Source organism: Tritonibacter mobilis F1926 (assembly GCF_000376545.2).
Classification (GTDB): Bacteria; Pseudomonadota; Alphaproteobacteria; order Rhodobacterales; family Rhodobacteraceae; genus Epibacterium; species Epibacterium mobile.
Genome location: NZ_CP015230.1, coordinates 1,265,488 through 1,288,487, shown reverse-complemented (window position 1 = coordinate 1,288,487; position 23,000 = coordinate 1,265,488). Strand labels below are relative to the sequence as shown.

Annotated in this window: 20 protein-coding genes and 2 tRNA genes; 11 read left to right on the top strand and 11 right to left on the bottom strand. The window is 57.7% G+C overall.

All coding sequences use genetic code 11. From position 1 onward, the window contains the following. Positions 1-46: 46 nt before the first annotated feature. Positions 47-457 (bottom strand): SufE family protein, encoded by a 411-nt coding sequence (locus tag K529_RS06205; protein WP_005622621.1) that lies wholly within the window; start codon positions 455-457, stop codon positions 47-49. Between the two features lie 133 nt (positions 458-590). Between K529_RS06205 and K529_RS06200 the strand changes: the two genes are divergently transcribed. Beyond that, on the top strand, positions 591-1,106 hold the full coding sequence (locus tag K529_RS06200) for a hypothetical protein (protein ID WP_005622619.1): 516 nt from the start codon (positions 591-593) through the stop codon (positions 1,104-1,106). Positions 1,107-1,189: 83 nt separating this feature from the next. Here K529_RS06200 and rnd read toward each other — a convergent pair whose 3' ends face one another. The 4 genes from rnd to rmmL form a co-directional block, all read right to left on the bottom strand. Further along, positions 1,190-2,347 carry a ribonuclease D gene (gene rnd, locus K529_RS06195; protein ID WP_005622617.1) on the bottom strand — a complete coding sequence of 386 codons (1,158 nt, stop codon included), beginning with the start codon at positions 2,345-2,347 and terminating at the stop codon, positions 1,190-1,192. A gap of 98 nt (positions 2,348-2,445) precedes the next feature. Then, positions 2,446-3,000 (bottom strand): phosphoribosylglycinamide formyltransferase, encoded by a 555-nt coding sequence (purN, locus tag K529_RS06190; protein ID WP_235858798.1) that lies wholly within the window; start codon positions 2,998-3,000, stop codon positions 2,446-2,448. A 47-nt stretch (positions 3,001-3,047) separates the two neighbouring features. Next, positions 3,048-4,094 carry a phosphoribosylformylglycinamidine cyclo-ligase gene (purM, locus tag K529_RS06185; protein WP_005622613.1) on the bottom strand — a complete coding sequence of 349 codons (1,047 nt, stop codon included), beginning with the start codon at positions 4,092-4,094 and terminating at the stop codon, positions 3,048-3,050. Positions 4,095-4,243: 149 nt separating this feature from the next. After that, positions 4,244-5,212 carry a quorum-quenching N-acyl-homoserine lactonase RmmL gene (rmmL, locus tag K529_RS06180; protein ID WP_040642402.1) on the bottom strand — a complete coding sequence of 323 codons (969 nt, stop codon included), beginning with the start codon at positions 5,210-5,212 and terminating at the stop codon, positions 4,244-4,246. A 121-nt stretch (positions 5,213-5,333) separates the two neighbouring features. On the opposite strand from rmmL, the gene K529_RS06175 reads away from it, so the two are divergent. Both K529_RS06175 and K529_RS06170 read left to right on the top strand, forming a co-directional pair. Continuing rightward, complete coding sequence (locus K529_RS06175) at positions 5,334-6,263, top strand: LysR family transcriptional regulator (protein WP_005622610.1); 930 nt, start codon at positions 5,334-5,336, stop codon at positions 6,261-6,263. A gap of 127 nt (positions 6,264-6,390) precedes the next feature. Next, positions 6,391-6,466 (top strand) — tRNA-Ile (locus K529_RS06170). A 50-nt stretch (positions 6,467-6,516) separates the two neighbouring features. On the opposite strand, the gene K529_RS06165 is transcribed toward K529_RS06170, so the two are convergent. Further along, positions 6,517-7,845: an ATP-binding protein gene (locus tag K529_RS06165; protein WP_005622608.1), complete on the bottom strand. Its 1,329-nt coding sequence runs from the start codon at positions 7,843-7,845 to the stop codon at positions 6,517-6,519. Positions 7,846-7,896: 51 nt separating this feature from the next. Between K529_RS06165 and K529_RS06160 the strand changes: the two genes are divergently transcribed. From K529_RS06160 to K529_RS06125, 8 genes are all read left to right on the top strand, one after another. Next, positions 7,897-8,820: an MBL fold metallo-hydrolase gene (locus tag K529_RS06160; RefSeq protein WP_005622606.1), complete on the top strand. Its 924-nt coding sequence runs from the start codon at positions 7,897-7,899 to the stop codon at positions 8,818-8,820. A gap of 69 nt (positions 8,821-8,889) precedes the next feature. After that, a tRNA-Asn gene (locus tag K529_RS06155) sits at positions 8,890-8,964 on the top strand. A gap of 325 nt (positions 8,965-9,289) precedes the next feature. Beyond that, on the top strand, positions 9,290-10,675 hold the full coding sequence (locus K529_RS06150) for a methyl-accepting chemotaxis protein (protein WP_005622604.1): 1,386 nt from the start codon (positions 9,290-9,292) through the stop codon (positions 10,673-10,675). A 428-nt stretch (positions 10,676-11,103) separates the two neighbouring features. After that, the gene (locus K529_RS06145) at positions 11,104-13,662 is read left to right on the top strand and encodes a Hint domain-containing protein (RefSeq protein ID WP_005622602.1); all 2,559 of its coding nucleotides are present in this window, start codon (positions 11,104-11,106) and stop codon (positions 13,660-13,662) included. A gap of 112 nt (positions 13,663-13,774) precedes the next feature. Next, positions 13,775-14,659 carry an MBL fold metallo-hydrolase gene (locus tag K529_RS06140; protein WP_005622600.1) on the top strand — a complete coding sequence of 295 codons (885 nt, stop codon included), beginning with the start codon at positions 13,775-13,777 and terminating at the stop codon, positions 14,657-14,659. A 306-nt stretch (positions 14,660-14,965) separates the two neighbouring features. Then, positions 14,966-16,924 (top strand): acetate--CoA ligase, encoded by a 1,959-nt coding sequence (acs, locus tag K529_RS06135; RefSeq protein ID WP_005622598.1) that lies wholly within the window; start codon positions 14,966-14,968, stop codon positions 16,922-16,924. Positions 16,925-16,930: 6 nt separating this feature from the next. Beyond that, complete coding sequence (locus tag K529_RS06130; protein ID WP_005622596.1) at positions 16,931-17,614, top strand: adenylate kinase; 684 nt, start codon at positions 16,931-16,933, stop codon at positions 17,612-17,614. A 164-nt stretch (positions 17,615-17,778) separates the two neighbouring features. Next, on the top strand, positions 17,779-18,279 hold the full coding sequence (locus tag K529_RS06125) for a flavin reductase family protein (RefSeq protein ID WP_005622594.1): 501 nt from the start codon (positions 17,779-17,781) through the stop codon (positions 18,277-18,279). 6 nt (positions 18,280-18,285) lie between these two features. On the opposite strand, the gene K529_RS06120 is transcribed toward K529_RS06125, so the two are convergent. The 5 genes from K529_RS06120 to K529_RS06100 all read right to left on the bottom strand — a co-directional run bounded on the left by K529_RS06120 (position 18,286) and on the right by K529_RS06100 (position 22,989). Beyond that, the gene (locus tag K529_RS06120; protein ID WP_005622592.1) at positions 18,286-18,864 is read right to left on the bottom strand and encodes a 4Fe-4S dicluster domain-containing protein; all 579 of its coding nucleotides are present in this window, start codon (positions 18,862-18,864) and stop codon (positions 18,286-18,288) included. Positions 18,865-19,130: 266 nt separating this feature from the next. Further along, the gene (locus K529_RS06115; protein ID WP_005622590.1) at positions 19,131-20,117 is read right to left on the bottom strand and encodes an ABC transporter substrate-binding protein; all 987 of its coding nucleotides are present in this window, start codon (positions 20,115-20,117) and stop codon (positions 19,131-19,133) included. A 201-nt stretch (positions 20,118-20,318) separates the two neighbouring features. Further along, a complete protein-coding gene (locus K529_RS06110; RefSeq protein WP_005622588.1) occupies positions 20,319-21,164 on the bottom strand; it encodes an ABC transporter permease in 846 nt (281 codons plus the stop codon). A 55-nt stretch (positions 21,165-21,219) separates the two neighbouring features. Beyond that, positions 21,220-22,137, bottom strand: a complete 918-nt coding sequence (locus K529_RS06105) for an ABC transporter permease (RefSeq protein WP_005622587.1) — start codon at positions 22,135-22,137, stop codon at positions 21,220-21,222. Positions 22,138-22,161: 24 nt separating this feature from the next. Next, complete coding sequence (locus tag K529_RS06100; protein WP_039983021.1) at positions 22,162-22,989, bottom strand: ABC transporter ATP-binding protein; 828 nt, start codon at positions 22,987-22,989, stop codon at positions 22,162-22,164. Between the last annotated feature and the right edge of the window lie 11 nt (positions 22,990-23,000).

Genomic DNA, 23,000 nt, shown 5'->3' with positions numbered 1-23,000 from the left:
GGGTGAATTGGCCGCAGGCCAAGAGGGGCAGCGCCCTCTTTAGGGGTCAAACCTGCGCTGCAGCCGTGTCGCGGATACGCTCAATCATGGCGCGCAACCCATTGGATCGCTGCGCCGACAGATGGTCATTCAGACCAAGGCGCCCCATTTCCGCCCGCGCATCCACCGCCAGCACCTCTTTGAGCGTCAACCCATTGTAGAGCTTGCGCAAAACCGCAATCAGCCCTTTGACGATCATCGCGTCGCTGTCGCCATCGAAATGGAATACACCATTCTCGATCTGCGGATGCAGCCAGACCTGACTTGCGCAGCCATCCACCTTGGTTGCAGGCACTTTCAGCGCCTCATCCAGAGGCGGCATCGCCTTGCCCTGCTCGATCACATGGCGGTAGCGATCTTCCCAATCCTCAAAGAACTCAAAATCCTCGACGATTTCCTCGAAGGCGGCACTGGCCATAGCAAACCTCATCTCGCAGTCATGTGGCAACAGATCGGACCTAGGCCAGAGCCTTAGTCTTTTCAACCGCTTTTCAACGCCGCTTCAATCGGGTAGTCAGTTTTGCAAGTAACTCTGACTGCGGCAGGTATTCATGCGTATCACTATCGGCGCCCTTCTGATTAGCACATTGGTCCTGTCGTCCTGCGGTGGATGGCGCGATTCGCGCGTCAACCCGACCAACTGGTTCGGCAAATCGCGCGAAACCACAAACACTGTGGATGAAAACCTGAATCCGCTGATCCCGCAGGAAGAAGAAAAAACCAACCTTCTGGGTCGCAAGGATGACAAAGGCGAAGACCGCAGCCTCCCCATCGCAGTCATCAAGGACATGCGGATTGAGCGCACGTCGGTCGGGGCGATCCTCACTGTCGAGGGCGAAGCCGCCCGTAACGGTGCCTTTGACGCCAAACTGGTGCCTGCCGACCCACAAGAGCCGGGGCAGTTGGAATATACCTTCCGCGTGACCTATCCCAAGAAAGCAACCTATCAGGGCACCGTCGCAACACGCACCATCCGCGCGGCGGTGAGCCTCTCTAATCAGGATCTTGCAGGTGTCCGTGTCCTGCGGGTTGTGGGAAAAGAAAACGCCCGCGAAACCCGCCGCTAAAGACGCCAACAGACAGCAACAAAAAACGCGCCACGGTCATCCGGGCGCGTTTTTTGTTGCTTGGTCACTTAGTCACGATGCGATCAGAGGTCGACAACCTTCACCAGCTGTCCCTTGGCTGCAAGCGCAATCTCACCATTGCACAGGCGCAGCGCGTCTGAGCCGAAGACTTCATGACGCCAGCCCTTGAGCGCAGGTACATCCCGCTCGCCTGCGGCGATGGCATCCAGATCTGCGGAAGGCGCAATCAGCTTGGCCGCAACACCGGCGGTTTCGGTCTTTGCTTTCAAAAGCACCCGTAACAGATCCGCAAGCGCGCCATTGATCTGCATTTTTTCGCGTGAACGGTCCGCTTGGGGCATGTCCTCCTGCGGACAATTCACGCCACGTTCCACCGCTTTCAAAATCCCCTCAGCGATCGCGCCCTTACGCGCTTCACGCAGCAACAGGCGCGAGCCGCCCAGATCAGACGGCGTGTGCGGCTTGGTGGACGCGAGTTCCACCAATGCGTCATCCTTGTAAACCCGGTTGCGGGGCACATTGTTGGTCTGGGCGTATTCCTCGCGAAAGGCCGCAAGCTCACGCACCACAGCAAGGAACTTACCAGAATTGGTGCGGGTTTTGACCCGACGCCATGCCTCTCGGGGCTGAATATCATAGGTCGCGGGATCGGTCAGAACCTGCAACTCTTCCGCCACCCAATGGCTACGCCCGGTCTTGTCCAGTTCTTTGCGCAGGTGCTCATAGATCTGGCGCAGATGGGTAACATCAGCCAAAGCATAGGTTTTTTGAGCGTCGGATAGCGGGCGACGCGACCAGTCGGTAAAACGTGACGTTTTATCAAGGCCTTGCTTGCAGATCTTGCGCACCAGCGTCTCGTATCCAACCTGTTCACCAAAGCCGCAGACCATGGCTGCGACCTGCGTGTCAAACAGCGGCTTGGGGAAGACGGATGCATCCACCCAAAAGATCTCCAGATCCTGACGCGCGGCATGAAAAACCTTGACCACATCCTCATTGCGAAAGAGCTCGTACAAAGGCTCCAGCGACAGATCACCTGAAAGCGGATCGACCAGAACCGCATCTGTTTTGCCATCCCCCCGAAAGGCAATCTGGATCAGGCAAAGTTTGGAGTAATAGGTGCGCTCTCGGAGAAACTCGGTATCGACCGTCACATAAGGATAATTCGCGGCCTCTTCACAAAAGGCGCGCAGCTCGTCGGTGGTGGTCAGAGTTTTCATCAAATGGGTCTTTATTAAGGGTTTCTGCCGCTCGGTCCCCCGTTGATACGACGAGTGCGAGCGGGTTGCAAACCCTCTAAGAGCAAGAAGGTTGCAGTTCAGCTCAGATGAAGGACGTCACGCTCGCCGCGCAGATAACGTGCAAGCACCGCCGGATAGAGGCGATGTTCCTGCACCAACACGCGCGCTGCCAGATCATCCGGCGTGTCGCCGGGATTTACTGGCACCTCGGCTTGTCCCAGGATTGGGCCATCATCCAAAAGTGGCGTCACCTCATGCACGGTGCAGCCGTGGCGATCATCGCCTGCCTCCAACGCCCGGGCATGGGTATGCAGGCCCTTATATTTGGGCAGGAGAGACGGATGGATATTCAGCATCCGCCCCTCGAACTGACGCACAAAACCGGCGGTCAGCACCCGCATGAATCCCGCGAGACAGACGACATCGGCGCGCGCCTCAAGGATAGGCTTTACCAGCTCTGCCTCAAACGCCTCGCGATCTTTGCCAAAGGGGCGATGATCCACAACAGCCGTCGCAACGCCGCGCGCGGCGGCCTTCGTCAGCCCCCCGGCATCGGCGTTGTTGGACAGCACCAGACAAGGTTGGCCCGGATGATCGGCGTCATTCAGCATACTGTCGACGAGGGACACCATATTGGAGCCCCCGCCGGAAACCAGAATGGCGACGCGTTTCTTGTCGCTCACAGCAGCCCGCCTGTGTAGCGGATGCCCTCCCCGGCTGTCACCGTACCGAGACGCGCGACGGTTTCGCCTTCGCCCTCCAGCACTTCGGTCAGCGCATCGGCGCGCTCGGCCTTCACCACAAGCATCATGCCGATGCCGCAGTTGAAGGTCTTGAGCATCTCGCCCTCTTCAATGCCGCCAGTTTCCGCCAGCCATTTGAAGACACCCGGAAGCTCCCACGCACCAAGGTCGATATCAGCCCCCAGCCCCTCGGGCAGGACGCGCGGCAGGTTCTCGGTGAGGCCGCCACCAGTGATATGCGCCAATGCATTGACGCCCCCGGCACGTACCGCAGCCAGGGCCTGCTTCACATAAAGACGCGTCGGGGTCAGCAACGCCTCCCCCAGTTTGCCCTCGCCAAACGGGTTGTCGCCGTCCCAGCCAAGGCCCGAATATTTCACGATCTGGCGCACAAGCGAATAGCCGTTGGAGTGCACACCATCAGAGGCCAGTCCCAAGAGCACATCGCCCTCGCTCACGCCTTCGGGCAGTGCGGTGCCCCGCTCCATCGCGCCAACGGCAAAGCCGGCGAGGTCAAAATCACCCTTGGGGTACATGCCCGGCATCTCTGCCGTTTCACCACCGATCAGCGCGCAGCCAGAGCGCACGCAGCCCTCAGCGATGCCTTCGATGATTCGCGCCGCGACATCGGTTTCCAGTTTGCCGGTGGCAAAGTAGTCGAGGAAGAACAGCGGTTCTGCGCCCTGACAGACCAGATCGTTGACACACATGGCCACGAGGTCGATGCCCACGCCATCCACAAGACCGGTATCAATGGCGATCCGCAGCTTGGTCCCAACCCCATCGGTGGCACCGACAAGGATCGGGTCCTCGTATCCGGCAGCTTTCAGGTCAAACAGCGCGCCAAAGCCGCCGAGGCCGCTCATCACGCCGGGGCGGTTGGTTCGCTTTGCGGCCGGTTTGATCCGGTCCACAAGTTCGTTGCCCGCATCAATATCGACCCCTGCATCTGCATAGGTCAAACCGTTCTTGCCGCTGGTCATCGCATGGCTCCTTCGCAATGGTTGACGAGCGTTTAGCCTATAGGACGGGTGAAGGAAACTAGGGAATGTCCCCCTCCCACCGCAGAAATCTGCACAATGGGAGGGGTATTTGACTGATTGCTACAAAATCCGGCGCTCAGTGGGCCAGATCAAAGCCCGAACTGCCATGGTGCCTGATCAAATGCGTAGGCCGCGCCGTCGCGCTCCACCCGGCCCAGACCCGGGAAATCCAGATGCATGCCAGTCACCAACAGCTGATCTGCAGCCGCGCGATCAAACATCGCCTTGCGAGTCTGCGCCGCCAATGGCTGATCCGCATCAAACGGGATGGTCCAGTCCGGGTTCTTGAATTGCAGCGCAGTGCTGTGCACCACATCGCCCCAGAACAAGAGCTGCGCATCGCCCGCATCGAGCATAAAGCCACTGTGACCCGGCGTATGCCCCGGCAGCGGCATAGCGGTAAAGCCGGGTGCCACTTCGACCTCGCCGGTGAAGGGTTTTCTGCGCTCTGCATAGGGTGCCACCGCATCGCGCGCCATCTGAAAGAAACCACGGCTTCCTTCATCGACTGAGGCCATGATGGCATCATCGTACCAAAAGCCCCATTCGGTTTCCGCCACCACCAGCTCTGCATTCGGGAAGGCGGCACTGCCATCGGGCGCGATCAGCCCTCCCGCGTGGTCCGGGTGCATATGTGTCAAAAGGATAGTTGTGATCTGCTCTGCGGTGACGCCGGTTGCCGCCAGCGCCGCCATAAGACCACCAAGATCAGGCCCCATGAGCTGCGCCGTCCCGGTATCAATCAGCGTATATTGCCCCCCGCGCTCCACCAAATAACCGTTTACCGGAATTTCGAGCCCCTGCCCGCCTTCGCGATAAAAGCTGCCCGCGAGGGTCTCTGCCACCTTAGCTGGATCGGACCCGGTAAAAATTGCCGAAGGAATGGCCAGATGACCATCCAGGAGTGCGGTGATGGTGGCGTCGCCAAACCGAAACTGATGCAAGACGGGTGCAGGGCCGGAAGGTGCAGCCTGTGCCATCATCCCAAACGACGGCAGTGCAAGGCTCGCACCGCCCAGGCCCAGGGATTTCAAAAGAGTTCTACGGGAAAGGGTCATAAGAGGCTCCAATATCCATGTCAGCGGATGTCGCCGACGAGCTCGAGATAGTGTTTTGCTGTGGCCTTCTGCAGTCTTTGATGGCTAATAAGGGGTATTAGCATTTGCGATAGGAGTGCCAATGGACCGGCTGTCGCTACTTGAAACTCTGATCGTGGCCTTGGATGAGGGCAGCCTGAACCGCGCCGCAGCACGCCGGGAGATGACGCAATCCGCAGTGAGCCAGCAGATCAAACAGTTGGAAAGCCTCATCGGTCACCAGCTCCTGCATCGCACTGCACAAGGGGTGCGCGCCACGCGCTATGGCGAATTGGTCTACACTCATGCGCAAGGCCTGCTCAGCAACTATGATCGGATGACGGCGGAGCTTGATCAGTTGCAAGAAGGGCTCTCGGGCGATTTTCGCATCAGCGTTAACAGCTTTCTTGGGCGTCACCTGATTGGTCCCATGCTGGTGGATCTGGATCGCAAGCATGATGATCTGAACATCATTCTGCGTCTTGAGGATCGTCTGGTGGATGTGGTGCGCGAGAACTACGATCTGGCGATCCGCACCGGACGACTTGGCGAAACCGATGGCGTGGGGCGCCGGATAGCCACGATGGAGACGGTGCTGCTGGCGACACCTGACTATCTGGACCGAATGGGACGCCCCGACGGCCCCGAAGATCTGACACGACTAAAGTACATTCAATACTACGAGGACCAAACCAACGGTTTCTTCCCGCTCAGTCGCAACGGCGAAGAGGTGCTGGCGCCGATCCGTGTTGGCTTTACTGCCGATGATCCCGATCTGATCCGCCACGCGGTCACCAACGGCACAGGCTATTCACGCGTGCCGCTGTTCTTTGTGCAAGAGATGATCGAAGATGGCCAGTTTGAGCGCGTATTGCCCGAATGGGACGCCCCGGAGAAAGACGTATTTGCCGTCTACCCCTCGCGTCACGGCATTGATCGCCGCAGAGAGTTGGTCATAGAAGGTGTGGTTGCCAAATTAGACGAATTTCGCAGCCGCCGCCCTGCCCCGCGCCTGCAGGCGGTCACGGCCTGATTTCGAGCGTCGTCACGCAGAGTTTCCCCTCCTATGTCAGTGGGATGCAACCAGGGATGCAACGGGTTCAATTTCTTGCACAGAACGGATTGCGAGGTCCGTGGTTCGGTTCTATAAGGCTGCTGGCGGGAGATTAGCTCAGCGGTTAGAGCAGAGCGCTCATAACGCTTTGGTCCAGAGTTCGAATCTCTGATCTCCCACCACCCTAGCCGCCGTTTTTGTGCAGCTGAATGCGCCTCCATAAAGTCCAGGTTCAGAGTGCGATTACGATATCCGCCTGCAACCCGCCCAGCTCTTCGCTGGTTCCGAGCCGTAACGTGCCACCATGTGCGCGCGCGATATCGGCCACAATCGCAAGACCCAACCCAACTCCGGTGCCCAGATCCTGATTGCGGGCCGGATCAAGCCGCGTGAAGGGGCGCATGGCATCGCCGCGCAGATCCTCGGGAATGCCGGGGCCATCATCTTCGACCCGGATACGCAGGGACTTTTGCATGACCGCCACCGACACCCGTGCCCGCGTGCCATAGCGCACCGCGTTCGAAATTAGATTGTCCAGCGCCCGGCGCACTGCCGCCGCACGAAGAGGCACGGTGCGATTGCCAATGGTCTCTACCAGATGCACCGTTTTTCCCTGCCGGGTCCAGTTATCGACCGCCTCCTCAACCAGCGCGCAGGGGTCCGTCTCCTCCATCGCACTGGTGGTTACCCCGCGCGAGAAATCGAGGAAGGCATTCACCATATCCTCCATTTCCTTGACATCCTGCAGCATCGGTTCTGCGTCGTCGTCTTCCAGCATGGAAAGACTGAGCCTTAGCCGCGTCAGCGGCGTGCGCAGATCATGGCTCACCCCCGAAAGCATCAATGTGCGTTGCTCGATCTGCCGATCAATCCGGGCGCGCATATCGTTAAACGCGGCCCCCGCAGCCCGCACCTCGGTCGCGCCACGCGGCTGATAAGGGATCACACGCCCACGCCCAAACGCCTCTGCCGCATCCGCTAGCCGTTTGATCGGGCGAAGCTGATTACGCATATAGGCCATGGCGATCACCACCAGCATAAAGCCAAACACTACAGTGATAACGATCAGCTGATGGGGGGCGGCGACCGTGGCGCGACGGCGGCTGAATTCGATCTCTGCCAATCCGAATTTCGTCCCCATCACAATATAGCTTGCATGGGACCGGGTGAACCGGATGGAGTGAAACTCTGGCAAGCTGCGCATCATTGTATCGCGCACGACCCGGCCTGAAAGATCCTCAAACGGGATATAGGTTTCGGGTTCCGCCTCATCCGGCCCGATAAATCGCAGCTGAAAATTCAGGCGCAGCAGCAAGGGCTCCAACGCGTTTAATGCAGCCTCTTGCGTTGGCGCAGCCTCGATCTGATCATTGATCACAAACAGCTCTCGCACCACGGTGTAGGACATCTGCTGCGTGATATCCTCAAGGTCGCGCCGGATAAACACAAAGGCCACCACCAGTTGCAGAACCACCACCGGCATCAGCAAAATAAGCGCAGCACGGCCGTAGATGCCGGTGGGCAGGCGTGGAACATAGTGTTTGAGATGAGGGAACTTCATGACTAAGCCTAGAGCGGGACAGGTTTACGCCCTCCGTCAAAGAGGATCATCATGAGCAGAACGCAAGCCACCGACGGGTTCAACCCCAAACCCGGCCATCCCGAAACGGTTGCCACCGGTATTCGCAGAATTGTCGCGCCAAACCCATCGCCCATGACCTATCGGGGCACCAATACGTATTTGGTCGGAGACACTGAGCTTGCGGTGATTGATCCGGGCCCCGCGTCTGAGGCGCATCTGAACGCCATCCTTGCCGCGTGTCAGGCCGGCCAAACCATCAGCCATATTCTGGTGAGCCACAGTCATCTCGATCACTCCCCCCTCGCCAAACGCCTAAGGGACAAAACCGGCGCACAGATCTATGCCTTCGGCGACGCGGGTGCCGGGCGCAGCGCCATCATGCAAGACCTCGCCCTCACGGGTACGGCAGGCGGCGGCGAAGGGATTGATCATAGCTTTGCTTGCGACCACTGCCTTGAGGACGGAGAAATTTTACGCGGAGCTGACTGGCAGATTGAGGCGTTGCACACGCCGGGCCATATTGGAAATCATTTGTGTTTTGCCCTCGGCGACATCCTGTTTTCCGGCGACCATGTCATGGGGTGGGCCAGTTCGCTTGTCTCGCCTCCGGATGGGGATCTGACAGACTTCATGGCCTCTTGCCGCAAATTACAACTACGCGAATGGTCATTGTTCCTACCCGGCCATGGCGCGCCAGTGGCATCGCCTCTTGCGCGACTTGACTGGCTGATCGCGCACCGTCTGGAGCGTGAGCGCGCGGTCCTCGCGCAATTGAGGTCTGCGCCTGCAACCGCTGCGGATCTTGCGCGCGAAATTTACAAGGACACACCCGCAGCCCTGCTGCCAGCTGCAGAGCGCAACGTCTTTGCCCATCTGGTAGATCTGACCCAACGCCAGCAAATCCAACCAAACGGCCCATTGGCATTCTCAGCGACATTCATCTGTGTGGATTGATTTTTTTGACGGTTTTTTGTTTTTCGCTCTGGACGCCCAGAAACGGCATCGCTATACGGTCGCTCACACTCCGGCGTAGCTCAGCGGTAGAGCAGTTGACTGTTAATCAATTGGTCGTAGGTTCGATCCCTACCGCCGGAGCCAAAATCCCAAACAGCATGAAACCGCCCAAGTGAAGCGTTGATATATTGAGGTATTCGCTTACGCCTTAGGGGAAGCAATCATCAGGATTGCGGTATATTCATCCCAATATTTTTGACGCAAAAAAGGACAGATCACTGTCTTTAGCAGCGTTGGAAATCACCTGCGCAGGGTGCGGATATGCACCTTAACCTATGATTAGTCATAACACCCAAGACCTGTGGTGAAACCACCATCAAGAAGGGTTCTGTTAGGATATATCAGTTAGGTTGATCAACCACGAACTGTCCGACATTGGACCTGGTCACAGATGAAGTGGTAGACATAAATGTTCAAGCGAAAGCCCCAGAAAGCTGCATCGACCGATCTGAATGAGGATCGAAAACTGCGCGCAATGATCGAACGCACGCAGGCAGTTATCGAGTTCGAAGTGGATGGCACCATCCTGCGCGCGAACGACAACTTTTTGCAAACGCTGGGCTACACACTGGAGGAAATCCAAGGCAAGCATCACAGTATGTTTGTTTACCCCAGCTTCGCCAAAACCGATCGCTACAAAAACATGTGGCGTGAGCTGGCAGAAGGCAAACCGCAAACCGATCAGTTTCCACGCTTGCGCAAAGATGGTGAAGTGGTTTGGATTCAAGCCACCTATGCCCCCTATCTGAACGAGGATGGGACCGTTGAGCGCATCGTAAAGATCGCCACCGACATCACCAAACGCCGTATGGAAATCCTCGGCATTGCCGCAGCGCTGGAACATCTGCGAAATGGTGATCTGACCCATCGATGCGCTCCTTCCGACATCGATGATATCGGCCGCCTGTCTACCGCCTATAACGAGGCCGTGGACTCGTTGCAGACGGCGATCCGTACGGTGCGCGACGTCGCCGATGGCGTCAGTCGAACCGCGGGACAACTGAACGGTTCCTCTGCTGAACTGTCTCAACGTACGGAAAATCAAGCAGCAACGCTGGAAGAAACCGCAGCCGCGCTAGAAGAACTGACGGCAACCGTACGATCCGCAGCGGAAGGCGCGCGGGACGTCGAAGGCAACGTTCAAAACGCACGCGTCACAGCCGAAAAAAGCGGACAAGTGGTAAAAGATGCTGTCGAGGCGATGTCCAAGATCGAAGAATCTTCGCAAGGCATTGCAAAGATCATCTCTGTGATCGACGATATTGCCTTCCAGACCAACTTGTTGGCACTGAACGCCGGTGTTGAGGCCGCGCGCGCAGGAGAAGCGGGTCGCGGTTTTGCCGTTGTGGCCTCCGAGGTACGCAGCCTTGCCCTGCGTTCAGCAGATGCGGCCGGTGAGATCAAAGGGTTGATCGAGCAAAGTACCCGACATGTGTCCGACGGCGTCACCCTTGTGGGGCGTGCGGGTACGGAGCTTGAGACGATCATCACCAGCGTGAACTCGATTTCGGAAAATGTAACCGAGATCGCCCGCGGCGCTGAGGAGCAATCGATCACCCTGAATGAAATCAACACTGGCATCGGTCATCTGGACGAAGTGACACAGCACAACGCCGCGATGGTTGAAGAAACCACCGCAGCCAGCCAAACACTCTCGAGTGACGCAAATGTCATGACCCAAGAGATGGCAAAATTCGTGTCTGAAGGCGAAGTGAAGATCGCAAAACATGTCGCGCCGATCCCGTCTGCCCCCAAAACGCCGCAAGCAGAGCCGGAACTGCGCACGGGCACCTAAACGAGGGCCTGCGCCCTTCGAACTGGTGCCAATCCGGGTCAGTCCAAGGGGGAAAGCAACGGTCCCTTTCGCCAGTGGACGCACGATGAAACCAAAAGGACTGCACCGATGAGCGCGGTGTAGGCCTTTGATATGTTTGAGGCCCAGAACACTGTCTGAATAGGCGCTTCGTCTCAACAGACACTTCCCTCAGCGCGGGCGGGTTTTGAGCTTGTTGGGAATGATGACGCATTGTGCCTTCGCCGCACACAACGCTCCCCTGCGCCCAGCGCCTCACCAGTTTGTGATTTTTGCGCTGAGTTTATTATCTACGCGCCTTACCGCTCTAAACCAGAACTTAAGAGAAACCTCATAAAACATTAGAATATAGAAATTTGTCCACGCGTTAACCAGCATTGGCTCCTTGTATCGGAGCCGGGAAGAGTAAGATGGCCACGATGAACTCCGGCCTTGGCGGCACGTCAGGCTATGGTGAAAACAGTTTTGTTGCCAACGGCCCCGACACTGGCACGCTTGATGATGGCAGTGTCTATGTCGACATCACGTCTGTTTTTGGCCCGGACGGGATCACACTCTTTGGTGAGAGCTACACGGGGTTCAATGTCGGCACCAATGGTGTCATCGGCTTTGATTGGGACAGCACCAGTTATTATTCGCAGGGGTTAGCCGGTTTCAACGGAGGCCCTCTGATTGCGCCGCTCTGGACCGACATGGACCTCAACAAAGGCGGCGACATACTGTGGGATCTCGACCCCACCAACGGCAAAGTCACAATCACTTGGCTGAATGTCGCGCCCTACTCCGGCACGGGGACCAACTCGTTTCAGGTGGTGTTGACGGATACGGGTGACGGGAACTTCGATCTCGAGTTCATCTACGAAGATATCCAGTTCGGCGATGGCTATAACCAAGGTAACAATATTGGTATTACCGACGGCAACGGGAATGTCTACGAGCTGGAAGGATCCAGCGACCCGACCGCGACCGAACAATATGAGACCACTGATTTCGAAAGCGGCTCATCGGGGCATTTTGCCACCTCTGTGGTAGATGGTACACCGCAGGTCTATGTTGTGAACGGCACCAATGGCGCCGATAATATGGATCTCGGCTATATTGATGGTGACGGTCAGGAGATCACCAATCACGACGACAGCATCGAGGGTGGCGCAGGCAACGACACCATCCAAGGCGGCGAAGGTGATGACACGATCATTGGTGGCGCCGGAGATGATGTCATCTACAGTGGCACCCATTCTGATGCCACAACCCCGACCTATAAAACGGTCAATACTGGCGCGAACTACCAAGGCACCACAGGTCAGGATTTCTATCACTGGACTGCGGAAACCGGTGGCTATGCCACAATCCGCATGAACTACACCCCCGCAGACGCGGGCGTCGGGGATGGTGAAGCGGATTATGTCGTTGTCGGCAGCACCAATCAGACCGGCACCTTGGAGATTGGGGACTTCGATATTGGCAATGACCGTATTGTCTTGCCCGAAGAATATTACTCGATCTCGATCAGTTCTTATGAGACGACGTCATATCACTACGCCGATATTACGATTACCTATAACAATGGGAACACACAGAATTTTCTCATCTACCACGATGGGACGACCCCGGTAACAGCCGCCGATATTTTCACCACCGAAGCTCCCACCGTCACAGCCAGTGACAACGATCTGCTGATTGGTGGCGAGGGGGACGATACGTTCATCCTTGAAAACAGCTTTGGTGATGACACCATCGACGGCGGCACTGGGGAAGGCGACCAGATCGATGCCTCGAACCTGTCCTCGGGTGTCACGGTCACCTACACTGGCGACGAGTCCGGCGAGATCGACAGCGGCACCGACACCATTGCCTTCAGCGATATTGAAGAATTCACGCTCACCAATCGCGATGATTACTTTGATGCGAGCAATTCTACCACCGGGGTGGTGCTCGACGCCGGTGTCGGAAGCGACACGATCATCGGTTCGGATGGCAATGACACCCTCTCAAGTGGCAACGGCCACGACACGATAACCGGCGGTCTCGGTGATGACGTAATGATCAGCGCCGGTGGTGAGGATCTGTTCATCCTCACAACCAGCGGTGGCCGCGATACCATCACTGACTTTGGCATGGGTGATCTTGATGGCGACGGGCGCTACAACGATCAGCTTGATGTGTCCGATCTTGCGGGAGGCACTGGCCCTGACGGCGCTGTCACCATTTACGATATTGTCGTAACCGATGATGGCAGCGGCAATGCGGTCATGACGTTCCCCGAAGGGGAGCAATTGGTTCTGGAAGGCGTTCCTCCCTCCAGCCTGTCAACACCTGCAAGCCTTTATTCAGCAGGTATCCCGTGCTTTACGGCGGGGACACTGATTGAGACCGCACGTGGTCCCTGCCCCGTGGAGACACTGCGTGTTGGCGATCTATTGCAAACCGCTGACAACGGTCTGCAACAGGTGATGTGGGTTGGCACATCTCACATCGAAGGCGCAGCACTGCGCGCCAATCCGCGCCTGCGCCCGATCACATTGCAACCGGGGGGCATTCTTAACCTGCCTCACCCCATGACGGTGTCCAGGCAGCACCGCTTTGTTTTAAACGACACCGATCAGGCGGAGCTTTTCTTGCGGGCAAATCAATTGCATCAGCTTGCGCCCGAACAGGCTCAGTCTCATTGCCCTCAACATGGGGTGACCTATGTCCACGTCTTGCTGGAACGCCATGAGGTGATCTTTGCAGGTGGCATCCCGACAGAGAGCTTCTACCCCGGCCCGTGGTCCCTGCGAGGCCTCTCAAATGATGCACAGGCGGAGCTGACGTCATTGCTGCCCGATCTACGCGCCCTTCGCCCGCTGCATCCACGTTTGGCACGCATTGCCACCGATAAGATCTACTCTCCCTTGGCCCGTAAAGAGATCTCTACTGCGGATCTAGGAATGAGGATAACGCCGGAACGATTGCAACGTCACGCCTGAGCGGCGCATTGCCGCGCATCTTTGTAATGAGGCAATGCATATTGCAGAGCCTGTCGGACGCATGAGATACCCTGACCCGCACCAGACCTGACAGTCACCGTGAGGACGTTTCATGCCGCCCTATCCCCTCTCAATGTCGCAAGCGCCGCATGTTGAAGGCTTCTTTGATCCCGCCACCAACACGATCAGCTATCTTGTGAGCGACCCGCACACCGGCGCTGCTGCGGTGATCGACAGTGTAATGGACATCGACTATGCCGCCGGGCGGATTACCTATGACCACGCCGACCGGATCATTGCCTGCATCATCGAGCGCGAGTTGAGGCTCGACTGGATTATTGAGACCCATGTTCACGCCGACCATCTGAGTGCTGCCCCCTATATTCAGGACCGTTTGGGCGGCAAAATCGGCATTGGCGCTCGGATTATGGAGGTTCAGGAGACCTTCGGAAAGATCTTCAACGAGGGCACCGAGTTCCAGCGTGACGGCAGCCAGTTCGATAAACTGTTTGAGGATGGCGACACGTATATGGTGGGCGACATCTCCTGTTTCGCCATGGCAACGCCCGGCCACACGCCCGCTTGTATGGTGCATGTGATCGGCAACGCAGCCTTTGTGGGGGATACGTTGTTTATGCCCGATGGGGGGTCAGCGCGGGCGGACTTTCCCGGCGGAGATGCGGGCGAACTTTATGACTCGATCCAAAAGGTACTGGCGCTGCCGGACGAGATGCACCTGTTCATGTGCCATGATTACGGCCCCAATGGACGCGATATCCGCTGGGAGACCACCGTCGCTGACGAAAAGGCGCATAATATCCACGTGGGCGGCGGCAAAAGCCGCGAGGAGTTCATTCGTTTCCGCACGGAACGTGACGCACAACTGGCAATGCCCAAACTGATCATCCCCTCGCTGCAGGTCAATATGCGCGCAGGTGAGATGCCCACAGATGACGATGGAACCCCGATGCTGAAGGTCCCGATCAACCGTCTCTGATAGGCTGCGCGGAATCGCCGCAGCCGCGAAGACCCGCAATTGCGCCCTGTAAAGCCGCACAGGGGCGGTGCGATTGACAGTAAAATCCCTGTCTTATCTTGTAAAATTCGTCAAAATCCGGCGGGAATTTACAGTATTTCAGCAAGCACCGGAAAGAGATTTACAGGCAAGCCCTTATTTTAACGATGTTTATTCACATCTTTTCAACTTTGCTTATTATTACCGCAGAGGTTGGAGAACGTTTGACTCTTGGCGCGCTTCCATGTGGAGATCGCGCTCAAGAGAATATTGGAGGGAGGACATTCCATGACCACGCCCGAGAGCGCAGTGTACCCGCCGTCTGAGGACATTATCAAAAACGCGCATATTGATGCTGCGAAATATGATGAGATGTACGCGCAATCCATTCAGAACCCAGAGAAATTCTGGGCCGAACAGGCAGAGCGTATCACCTGGATCAAGCCTTTCACCAAGGTCAAAGATGTCTCCTACGACTTTGGCAATGTGAACATCAAATGGTTCGAAGACGGCCAATTGAACGTCGCCGCCAACTGCATTGATCGCCATTTGGCGACCCGTGGCAATCAGACCGCGATCATCTGGGAGCCCGATGATCCGAACGAGGATGCCAAGCATATCTCCTATAAGGAGCTACATCTGAAGACCTGCCGCATGGCGAATATCCTAGAGAGCATGGGCGTCGGTAAAGGCGACCGGGTGGTGATTTATCTGCCGATGATCCCAGAAGCGGCCTATGCCATGCTGGCCTGCGCGCGCATCGGTGCCATCCATTCCATTGTGTTTGCAGGCTTTTCGCCGGACGCATTGGCGGCGCGGGTCAATGGCTGTGATGCAAAGGTTGTTATCACCGCAGACGAGGCCCCGCGTGGCGGTCGCAAAACTCCGCTGAAATCCAACGCCGACGCCGCGCTCCTGCACTGCAAAGAGAGCGTCAAATGTCTCGTGGTGCGCCGCACCGGCGGCCAGACCACTTGGATTGATGGGCGCGACTACGACTACAACGAGATGGCACTGGAGGCGAACGATTACTGTAAGCCTGCCGAGATGAACTCCGAGGATCCGCTGTTCATCCTCTACACCTCCGGCTCTACCGGCCAGCCCAAGGGTGTGGTGCATACCACCGGCGGCTATCTGACCTACGCAGCGCTGACCCATGAGGTGACTTTCGACTACCACGACGGCGACATCTACTGGTGCACGGCGGATGTGGGCTGGGTCACGGGCCACAGTTACATCGTCTATGGCCCCCTCGCCAATGGCGCGACCACGCTGATGTTTGAGGGCGTGCCCACCTACCCCGACGCCGGTCGATTCTGGGCGGTCTGCGAAAAACACAAGGTCAATCAGTTCTATACCGCGCCCACTGCCATTCGCGCATTGATGGGTCAAGGCACTGAATTTGTTGAAAAATACAATCTATCCGATCTCAAGGTGCTTGGCACTGTGGGAGAGCCGATCAACCCCGAAGCGTGGAACTGGTACAACGACGTCGTCGGTAAGGGCAAATGCCCCATTGTCGACACTTGGTGGCAGACCGAAACCGGCGGCCACCTGATGACGCCGCTGCCCGGCGCGCATGCCACCAAGCCCGGCGCAGCCATGAAGCCGTTTTTCGGGATTGAGCCAGTGGTGCTTGACCCGCAGTCCGGCGCGGAAATCGAGGGCAATGGTGTCGAAGGTGTCCTGTGTATCAAGGATAGCTGGCCCGGTCAGATGCGCACCGTTTGGGGCGATCATGAGCGGTTCGAGAAAACCTATTTCTCCGACTACAAAGGCTACTATTTCACGGGTGATGGCTGCCGCCGCGATGAGGGGGGTGATTACTGGATCACTGGGCGCGTCGATGACGTGATCAACGTCTCCGGTCACCGCATGGGCACCGCCGAGGTCGAAAGCGCATTGGTCGCACATGCCGCCGTGGCCGAGGCCGCCGTGGTGGGCTACCCGCATGAGATCAAAGGTCAGGGCATCTACTGCTATGTGACCCTGATGAATGATCGTGAGCCATCGGATGAGCTCATGAAGGAGCTGCGCCAGTGGGTGCGTACGGAAATTGGTCCGATTGCCTCACCGGATGTGATCCAATGGGCGCCGGGCCTGCCAAAGACCCGTTCAGGCAAGATCATGCGCCGCATCCTGCGCAAAATCGCCGAAAACGATTTTGGCAGCCTTGGCGATACCTCGACCCTCGCGGACCCATCCGTCGTAGACGATCTGATCACCAACCGCGCCAGCAAGGGGTAAGTGAACATGAGCACTGATGTGATGACCCGCCCAGCGGTATTGATCCTGCTGGGGCCTCCCGGTGCGGGCAAAGGTACCCAGGCCCGTATGTTGCAGGAAAAATACGGGCTTGTGCAACTGTCCACCGGCGACTTGCTGCGTGCGGCGGTAGCCGCCGGAACGGAAGCCGGGAAACAAGCCAAGGCCGTAATGGACGCCGGGGGATTGGTGTCCGATGAGATTGTGATCGCCATTCTCAAGGATCGGATGAATGATGCGGATTGCAAAAACGGTGTCATCCTCGACGGCTTTCCCCGCACCACCGTTCAGGCAAAGGCGCTTGATGCGTTGCTGGCCTCGACCGGACAACGCATCAATGCAGCCATTAGCTTGCAGGTAAACGACGAGGCCATGGTCGAACGGATCTCGGGCCGTTCCACCTGTGCGGGATGCGGTGAAGGCTATCATGACACGTTCAAGCCGCCGTTGCCGGGGGACACCTGTGCCAAATGCGGTGGTACAGAACTGACCCGTCGTGCGGATGATCGGGCTGAAACCGTCGCCAGCCGGCTCGAGGCATATCATGCCCAGACCGCGCCTTTGATCACCTACTATGGGGATGCAGGGGTTCTGCAAACCGTTGATGCCATGGAAGAAATCAATCGCGTCGCCACTCAGATGTCATCTGTCGTGGAAACGGTTTTGCGCTAAACCCTTTTTGGCATGGGTCGCTTTTTGAACGCCTCCGTCCGCATGGCCGGGGGCGTTATTCTTAATTTCTTTTGCATCTTAGTGCAGAGGTTGAAATAAGGGCGTGGGCCGCACTGCGCCTTTCGCACCTGCAGCAACCAACACGGAAACGGAACCCCTGCTCTATGACCCAAACCAGCTTCATTCCCGGCCCAGACACACAAGCCGAGATGCGCGCTGCCTTGGGGTGTTTTGCAACCGGCGTTGTGGTGGTTACAACGCAAACCGAGCGCGGTCCTTTGGCGATCACTGTTAACAGTTTCACATCCGTCTCACTGACGCCGCCGCTGGTGCTCTGGTGTCCTGCTATCCAATCCCAGCGTCATGATCCATTTGTCAAAGCGCAGCATTTCTCCATCCATGTGATGGCAGAAACGCATATGGAGGCAGCCCTGCATTTTGCCCGCCACGGAGAGGTTTTCGACACCCATCCATGGAGCCGCAACGACGAAGGGAACCCGGTGCTGGATGACGCGCTCACGCGGTTGGATTGCCTACATCACGCAGCACATCCCGGCGGTGATCACACGATCCTTGTGGGTGAAGTTCTACGCGTATCACAGCGCTCGGATCTGGGATCTGGTCTGGTGTTTCATCAGGGCAAATACGGCCGCTTCTCCGACTGACTGGCCTCAGGCGCTACGCTGAGCGGCGGGCAACGGCAGGATCGCCAGCACCCGCTCGGGGCAAGCACTGGCGCACAAACCGCACCCCGTGCAGTGGCGATCTCGAATTTCCAACGTATCACCCTGTTCACCAAGGTGGATGGCATCGCTTGGGCAGGACCAGATGCAGTGTTGGCACAGGGTACAGCCCTCAGAGATGGTCACATAGCCCGCATTTGCCTCCGCTCTGTCTTGTGGCTCCTGAGGTAAGATCAGCATCGTTTCTTCTGTCACAGGCTCTTCCAGCAACACAGCCAGTGCATTTTCAGAATGAAACAGGGCGACGGTTCCATCCAAGCCTGAGCAGGCGGCGATATCCTCAACAAGATTAAGCTGTCGGTGGATCAATCTGATATCAGGAGATAATTCCAGGAACACGCGCGAAAAGCCATGGGCCAATGCGCCCAAGACATCCTCCGTTTGCAGGCAGGCCCCATTACAAACCGTGAGGTTTGTCACCGCATATGCACCGCGCAGCTCCCCCGCAGGGTGCACCGGAACATTTGCATTGTAATACAGCACCAAAGCCTCAGGACCGCCTCCCATTCGGGTGCGCATTCGCGCTTCGAGACAGGCCCGTTCAAGGGCTGCGGAGCGGCGAAGGCTTGGCGACGCCGCCCCACAAAAACACACGTTACTGGTTAACTGGGACATCATTTCCCCCGTGACACGAGGGAGCAGATCCCCGCACACATTAACTCAAACGCCTATCCCCTTAACAGAAAGTTACTTTTTCTTAAAATTGACGATACCCAGCCAATGCTCTGGCTGGGTATCCTGATGTTTCACGATGGCTTCACTAGCCGAGAGGTTTAGTTCAACGCCGCATCCGTAATGGCGTGGGTCCAAGCCCCTTCTGGCGTTTTGGTAATCACCGGATCAGACCCACCCGTAAGCAGTGTTTCCACGGTGCGTTCATAGTCTGCGACGTCCAGCGCGCCATTGCTGCCAGAGGTCAATTTTGCGATCTCGCGCATCATGCGTTTCTGGTGGGTTTCGGTCTGGGCACCAGACGCATCATTGTCGAGCACGATTTCCGCGGCCTCGTCCGGGTTGGATTCTGCATATTTCCAGCCCTTCATCGAAGCGCGCACAAAACGCTCCATCTTGTCGACAAAGGCCTCATCAGACAGGTTGTCTTCGAGCACATAAAGGCCGTCCTCAAGCGTCGCGACGCCCTGATCCTCGTATTTGAAGGTCAACAATTCTTCTGGCGTCACGCCCGCATCAATCACCTGCCAATATTCATTGTAGGTCATGGTTGAAATGCAATCCGCCTGGCGCTGTAACAGCGGGTCGACGTTGAACCCCTGCTTCAGCACCTCGACACCCTCGGGGCCTTTGCCTTCGGTGGAAATCCCAAGCTTGCCCATCCAGCTCATGAAGGGGAACTCATTGCCGAAGAACCAGACCCCCAGCGTGCGATCCGCCAGATCCGCAGGCTCGGAAATTCCAGTGTCTTTCCAGCAAGTCAGCATCATGCCCGAGGATTTGAACGGTTGCGCGATATTGACCAGGGGCAGGCCCTTTTCACGCGCCGCGAGGGCCGCGGGCATCCATTCCACGGTGACATCCGCGCCACCGCCCGCAATCACCTGTGTCGGCGCAATGTCGGGGCCACCGGGCAGGATGGTCACGTCGAGGTCTTCTTCCTCATAAAACCCCTTGTCGAGCGCCACGTAATAGCCCGCAAACTGTGCCTGCGTGACCCATTTCAATTGCAGTTTGACCTCATCCGCAGCCTGTGCGGCGGAGGTTGCCATCAGTGCCATGGCGGCGGCTGTTAGCACGTTTTTCATCAGTTCGAACTCCCTGTTGATTATGATGAAATCATGCGCAAGCTCATCTCGACACGCAAAAGTTTTGCTTCTTATTGACGGTCGAAACGGCGTCCTCGCGCATACATTGAGCACAGGCCAAGGCGGGGATTTTTCCCTCTGTTTAAGGCCTTGCACCCAAAGGATGAGGCGCACCCGCAAAACACGGAGGCGCCGATAGTTTCAGCCCCGTTGAGACGGGTGCCAGAAGGTCAGCGTTTTCTCCAAAAGCGCCATCAGACCGTAAAAGAGCGATCCGGCAAGTGCTGCGACCACGATTTCGGCCCAGACCATATCGAGGGCCAGCTGGCCCACCGAGGTGGAGATGCGAAATCCCATCCCGACGGTCGGAGAGCCAAAGAACTCGGCCACGATCGCACCGATCAAAGCAAGCGTGGTGGAGATCTTGAGCCCATTGAACACGAAAGGCAGCGCGGCTGGCAGGCGCAGCTTGAACAGGCTTTGCCAATAGGAGGCCGCATAGGTGCGCATCAGGTCACGCTGCATCTGATCGGTTTCACGCAAACCCGCCACCGTATTCACCAGCATCGGAAAGAACACCATCACCACCACGACCGCAGCCTTGGATTGCCAGTCAAAACCGAACCACATTACGAGGATCGGCGCGGTGCCAACGATGGGCAGTGCGGCGACAAAGTTCCCGACCGGCAACAGCCCCCGCCGTAGGAAATCGCTGCGATCCACAAGGATGGCCGTCAGGAACGCCGCACCGCAACCGATGACATAGCCGCCAAGCGCGCCCTTCAGAATGGTCTGGCTGAAGTCCGCCCAAAGGATCGGCAGGCTGGAGGCAAACCGCTCCGCGATCAACGAAGGCGCGGGCAGGATCACCAAGGGCACCTGAAGGCCACGCACCAACAGTTCCCAGACGATGAGGATCGTCAAGCCAAAGATCGCAGGCACCAAGAGCCCCACCGCACGGGTATTGGCTTTTGGTCCATTGGCCAGACGCGCGTTGATCCACCAGCCCGCGATCCACACGAGCAGTGCAAGAAGAACCAAGCCCATCAGCGCACCTCCTCTGTGGTCAGGTTGCATCGGGCGTTCGATGTCAGCATATCGCTCATGGCTTCACCCCCATGCGCCCCAGCAGCACCCGCTCCAGCAGCCCCAGCAGCGCAACCAGAGCCGCCGCCAGGATTGCCGCCGCAAAGAGCGCCGACCAGATCTGCACCGTTTGTCCGTAGTAGCTGCCCGCCAGAAGCCGCGCGCCAAGTCCGGCAACCGCGCCGGTGGGCAATTCGCCCACGATGGCACCGACCAACGAGGCCGCAATCCCGATCTTCAGCGAGGCAAAGAGATAGGGCATCGAGGATGGCAACCGCAGCTTCCAGAACACCTGCCCCTGAGACGCAAAATACGTCTTCATCAGGTCAAGCTGCATATGATCGGGACTGCGCAGCCCCTTCACCATGCCCACGACCACAGGGAAGAAACTGAGATAGGCGGCAATGATCGCCTTGGGTAAAAGCCCTTGTACGCCAATGGAATAGAGCACGACGATAATCATCGGCGCCAGCGCGATGATGGGGATGGTCTGGCTGACGATGGCCCAGGGCATCACCGACATATCCATCACCCGCGAATGCACAATCCCCACGGCAAGCAGGATGCCAAGCCCGGTGCCGATGGCAAATCCCATAAGCGTCGCCGAAAGCGTCACCTGCGCATGGTAGATCAGGCTGCGCTTCGAGGTGATCTTTTTCATCACCGTCGTGTCCCACAGCTCCGTGGCGACCTGATGCGGGGCGGGCAGACGTGGGCGCTCCACCGACCAGACACGCGGAATGGCAAAGCTGTTCTGCGCCACGAGACCAAGCGCCGAAGCATCGCGCCGCTCCCTTGCAGTGGCAGGCGTCACCTGCTCCCCTGCCCGTTCAGCCGCATCCAAGACGCCCTTGATGTTCATCGGCACGCAGGCGAGATACCAGATCCCGATAAGTGTCGCGACAACGGTGAGGACAGCCAAAAGCGTCTTCATGCGCGGCCCTCCGAATTCCTAGCGTCAGTCATGCGCATGCCCCGCGCGCAGCCCCTCGCGGACGCGATGGGCGATCTCGATGAACTCTGGCGAGTCGCGAATATCGAGGGGGCGTTCTTTGGGCAGCGTGCTGTCGATCACCTCATGGATGCGGCCCGGACGGGGGGACATCACCACGATCTTGGTCGACAGATACACCGCCTCGGGGATCGAGTGGGTCACAAAGCCGATGGTTTTATCCGTTCGCGCCCAGAGTTTCAGCAACTGCTCATTGAGGTGATCGCGCACGATTTCATCAAGCGCCCCAAAGGGTTCGTCCATCAACAGTAGATCCGCATCAAAGGCCAGCGCGCGAGCAATGCTGGCCCGCTGCTGCATGCCGCCCGACAGCTGCCACGGGAATTTACCACCAAACCCAGAAAGCTCCACCAGCTCCAGCACCTCGGCCACGCGTTTGTCCTGCTCGGCCTTGGAATATCCCATGATTTCAAGCGGAAGCTTGATGTTCTTGGCGATGGTGCGCCACGGGTACAATCCCGCCGCCTGAAACACATAGCCATAGGCACGCTGCTTGCGGGCGTCTTCGGGTGTCATCCCGTTCACGGTCAAGCTGCCGCCCGTCGGCGTCTCCAGAGATGCCACACATCGCAGGAATGTCGTCTTGCCACAGCCCGAAGGGCCAATAAAAGAGACAAACTCCCCTTTGTTGATCGTCAGGTTGATATCCTTGAGCGCGTGAACGGATGTCTCGCCCGTCCCAAACACAAGGTTCAGATCCCGGGCTTCGATCACTGCGGCATCCGGGGCTCGGTCCATGGCGCTGTCCACCCGTGAGGTCATTTGCATATTCATTTCATAGCCTT

Bases quoted from the DNA above. Each gene is read 5' to 3' on its own strand.
- K529_RS06100 (WP_039983021.1), bottom strand. From the start codon at position 22,989: ATGAATATGCAAATGACCTCACGGGTGGACAGCGCCATGGACCGAGCC.
- K529_RS06175 (WP_005622610.1), top strand. From the start codon at position 5,334: ATGGACCGGCTGTCGCTACTTGAAACTCTGATCGTGGCCTTGGATGAG.
- K529_RS06105 (WP_005622587.1), bottom strand. From the start codon at position 22,137: ATGAAGACGCTTTTGGCTGTCCTCACCGTTGTCGCGACACTTATCGGG.
- K529_RS06120 (WP_005622592.1), bottom strand. From the start codon at position 18,864: ATGGGAGGCGGTCCTGAGGCTTTGGTGCTGTATTACAATGCAAATGTT.
- purN (WP_235858798.1), bottom strand. From the start codon at position 3,000: ATGGTGTCCCTCGTCGACAGTATGCTGAATGACGCCGATCATCCGGGC.
- K529_RS06205 (WP_005622621.1), bottom strand. From the start codon at position 457: ATGGCCAGTGCCGCCTTCGAGGAAATCGTCGAGGATTTTGAGTTCTTT.
- rnd (WP_005622617.1), bottom strand. From the start codon at position 2,347: ATGAAAACTCTGACCACCACCGACGAGCTGCGCGCCTTTTGTGAAGAG.
- K529_RS06145 (WP_005622602.1), top strand. From the start codon at position 11,104: ATGGCCACGATGAACTCCGGCCTTGGCGGCACGTCAGGCTATGGTGAA.
- K529_RS06130 (WP_005622596.1), top strand. From the start codon at position 16,931: ATGAGCACTGATGTGATGACCCGCCCAGCGGTATTGATCCTGCTGGGG.
- K529_RS06150 (WP_005622604.1), top strand. From the start codon at position 9,290: ATGTTCAAGCGAAAGCCCCAGAAAGCTGCATCGACCGATCTGAATGAG.
- K529_RS06115 (WP_005622590.1), bottom strand. From the start codon at position 20,117: ATGAAAAACGTGCTAACAGCCGCCGCCATGGCACTGATGGCAACCTCC.
- K529_RS06110 (WP_005622588.1), bottom strand. From the start codon at position 21,164: ATGGGCTTGGTTCTTCTTGCACTGCTCGTGTGGATCGCGGGCTGGTGG.
- K529_RS06165 (WP_005622608.1), bottom strand. From the start codon at position 7,845: ATGAAGTTCCCTCATCTCAAACACTATGTTCCACGCCTGCCCACCGGC.
- K529_RS06160 (WP_005622606.1), top strand. From the start codon at position 7,897: ATGAGCAGAACGCAAGCCACCGACGGGTTCAACCCCAAACCCGGCCAT.
- K529_RS06140 (WP_005622600.1), top strand. From the start codon at position 13,775: ATGCCGCCCTATCCCCTCTCAATGTCGCAAGCGCCGCATGTTGAAGGC.
- rmmL (WP_040642402.1), bottom strand. From the start codon at position 5,212: ATGACCCTTTCCCGTAGAACTCTTTTGAAATCCCTGGGCCTGGGCGGT.
- K529_RS06200 (WP_005622619.1), top strand. From the start codon at position 591: ATGCGTATCACTATCGGCGCCCTTCTGATTAGCACATTGGTCCTGTCG.
- purM (WP_005622613.1), bottom strand. From the start codon at position 4,094: ATGACCAGCGGCAAGAACGGTTTGACCTATGCAGATGCAGGGGTCGAT.
- acs (WP_005622598.1), top strand. From the start codon at position 14,966: ATGACCACGCCCGAGAGCGCAGTGTACCCGCCGTCTGAGGACATTATC.
- K529_RS06125 (WP_005622594.1), top strand. From the start codon at position 17,779: ATGACCCAAACCAGCTTCATTCCCGGCCCAGACACACAAGCCGAGATG.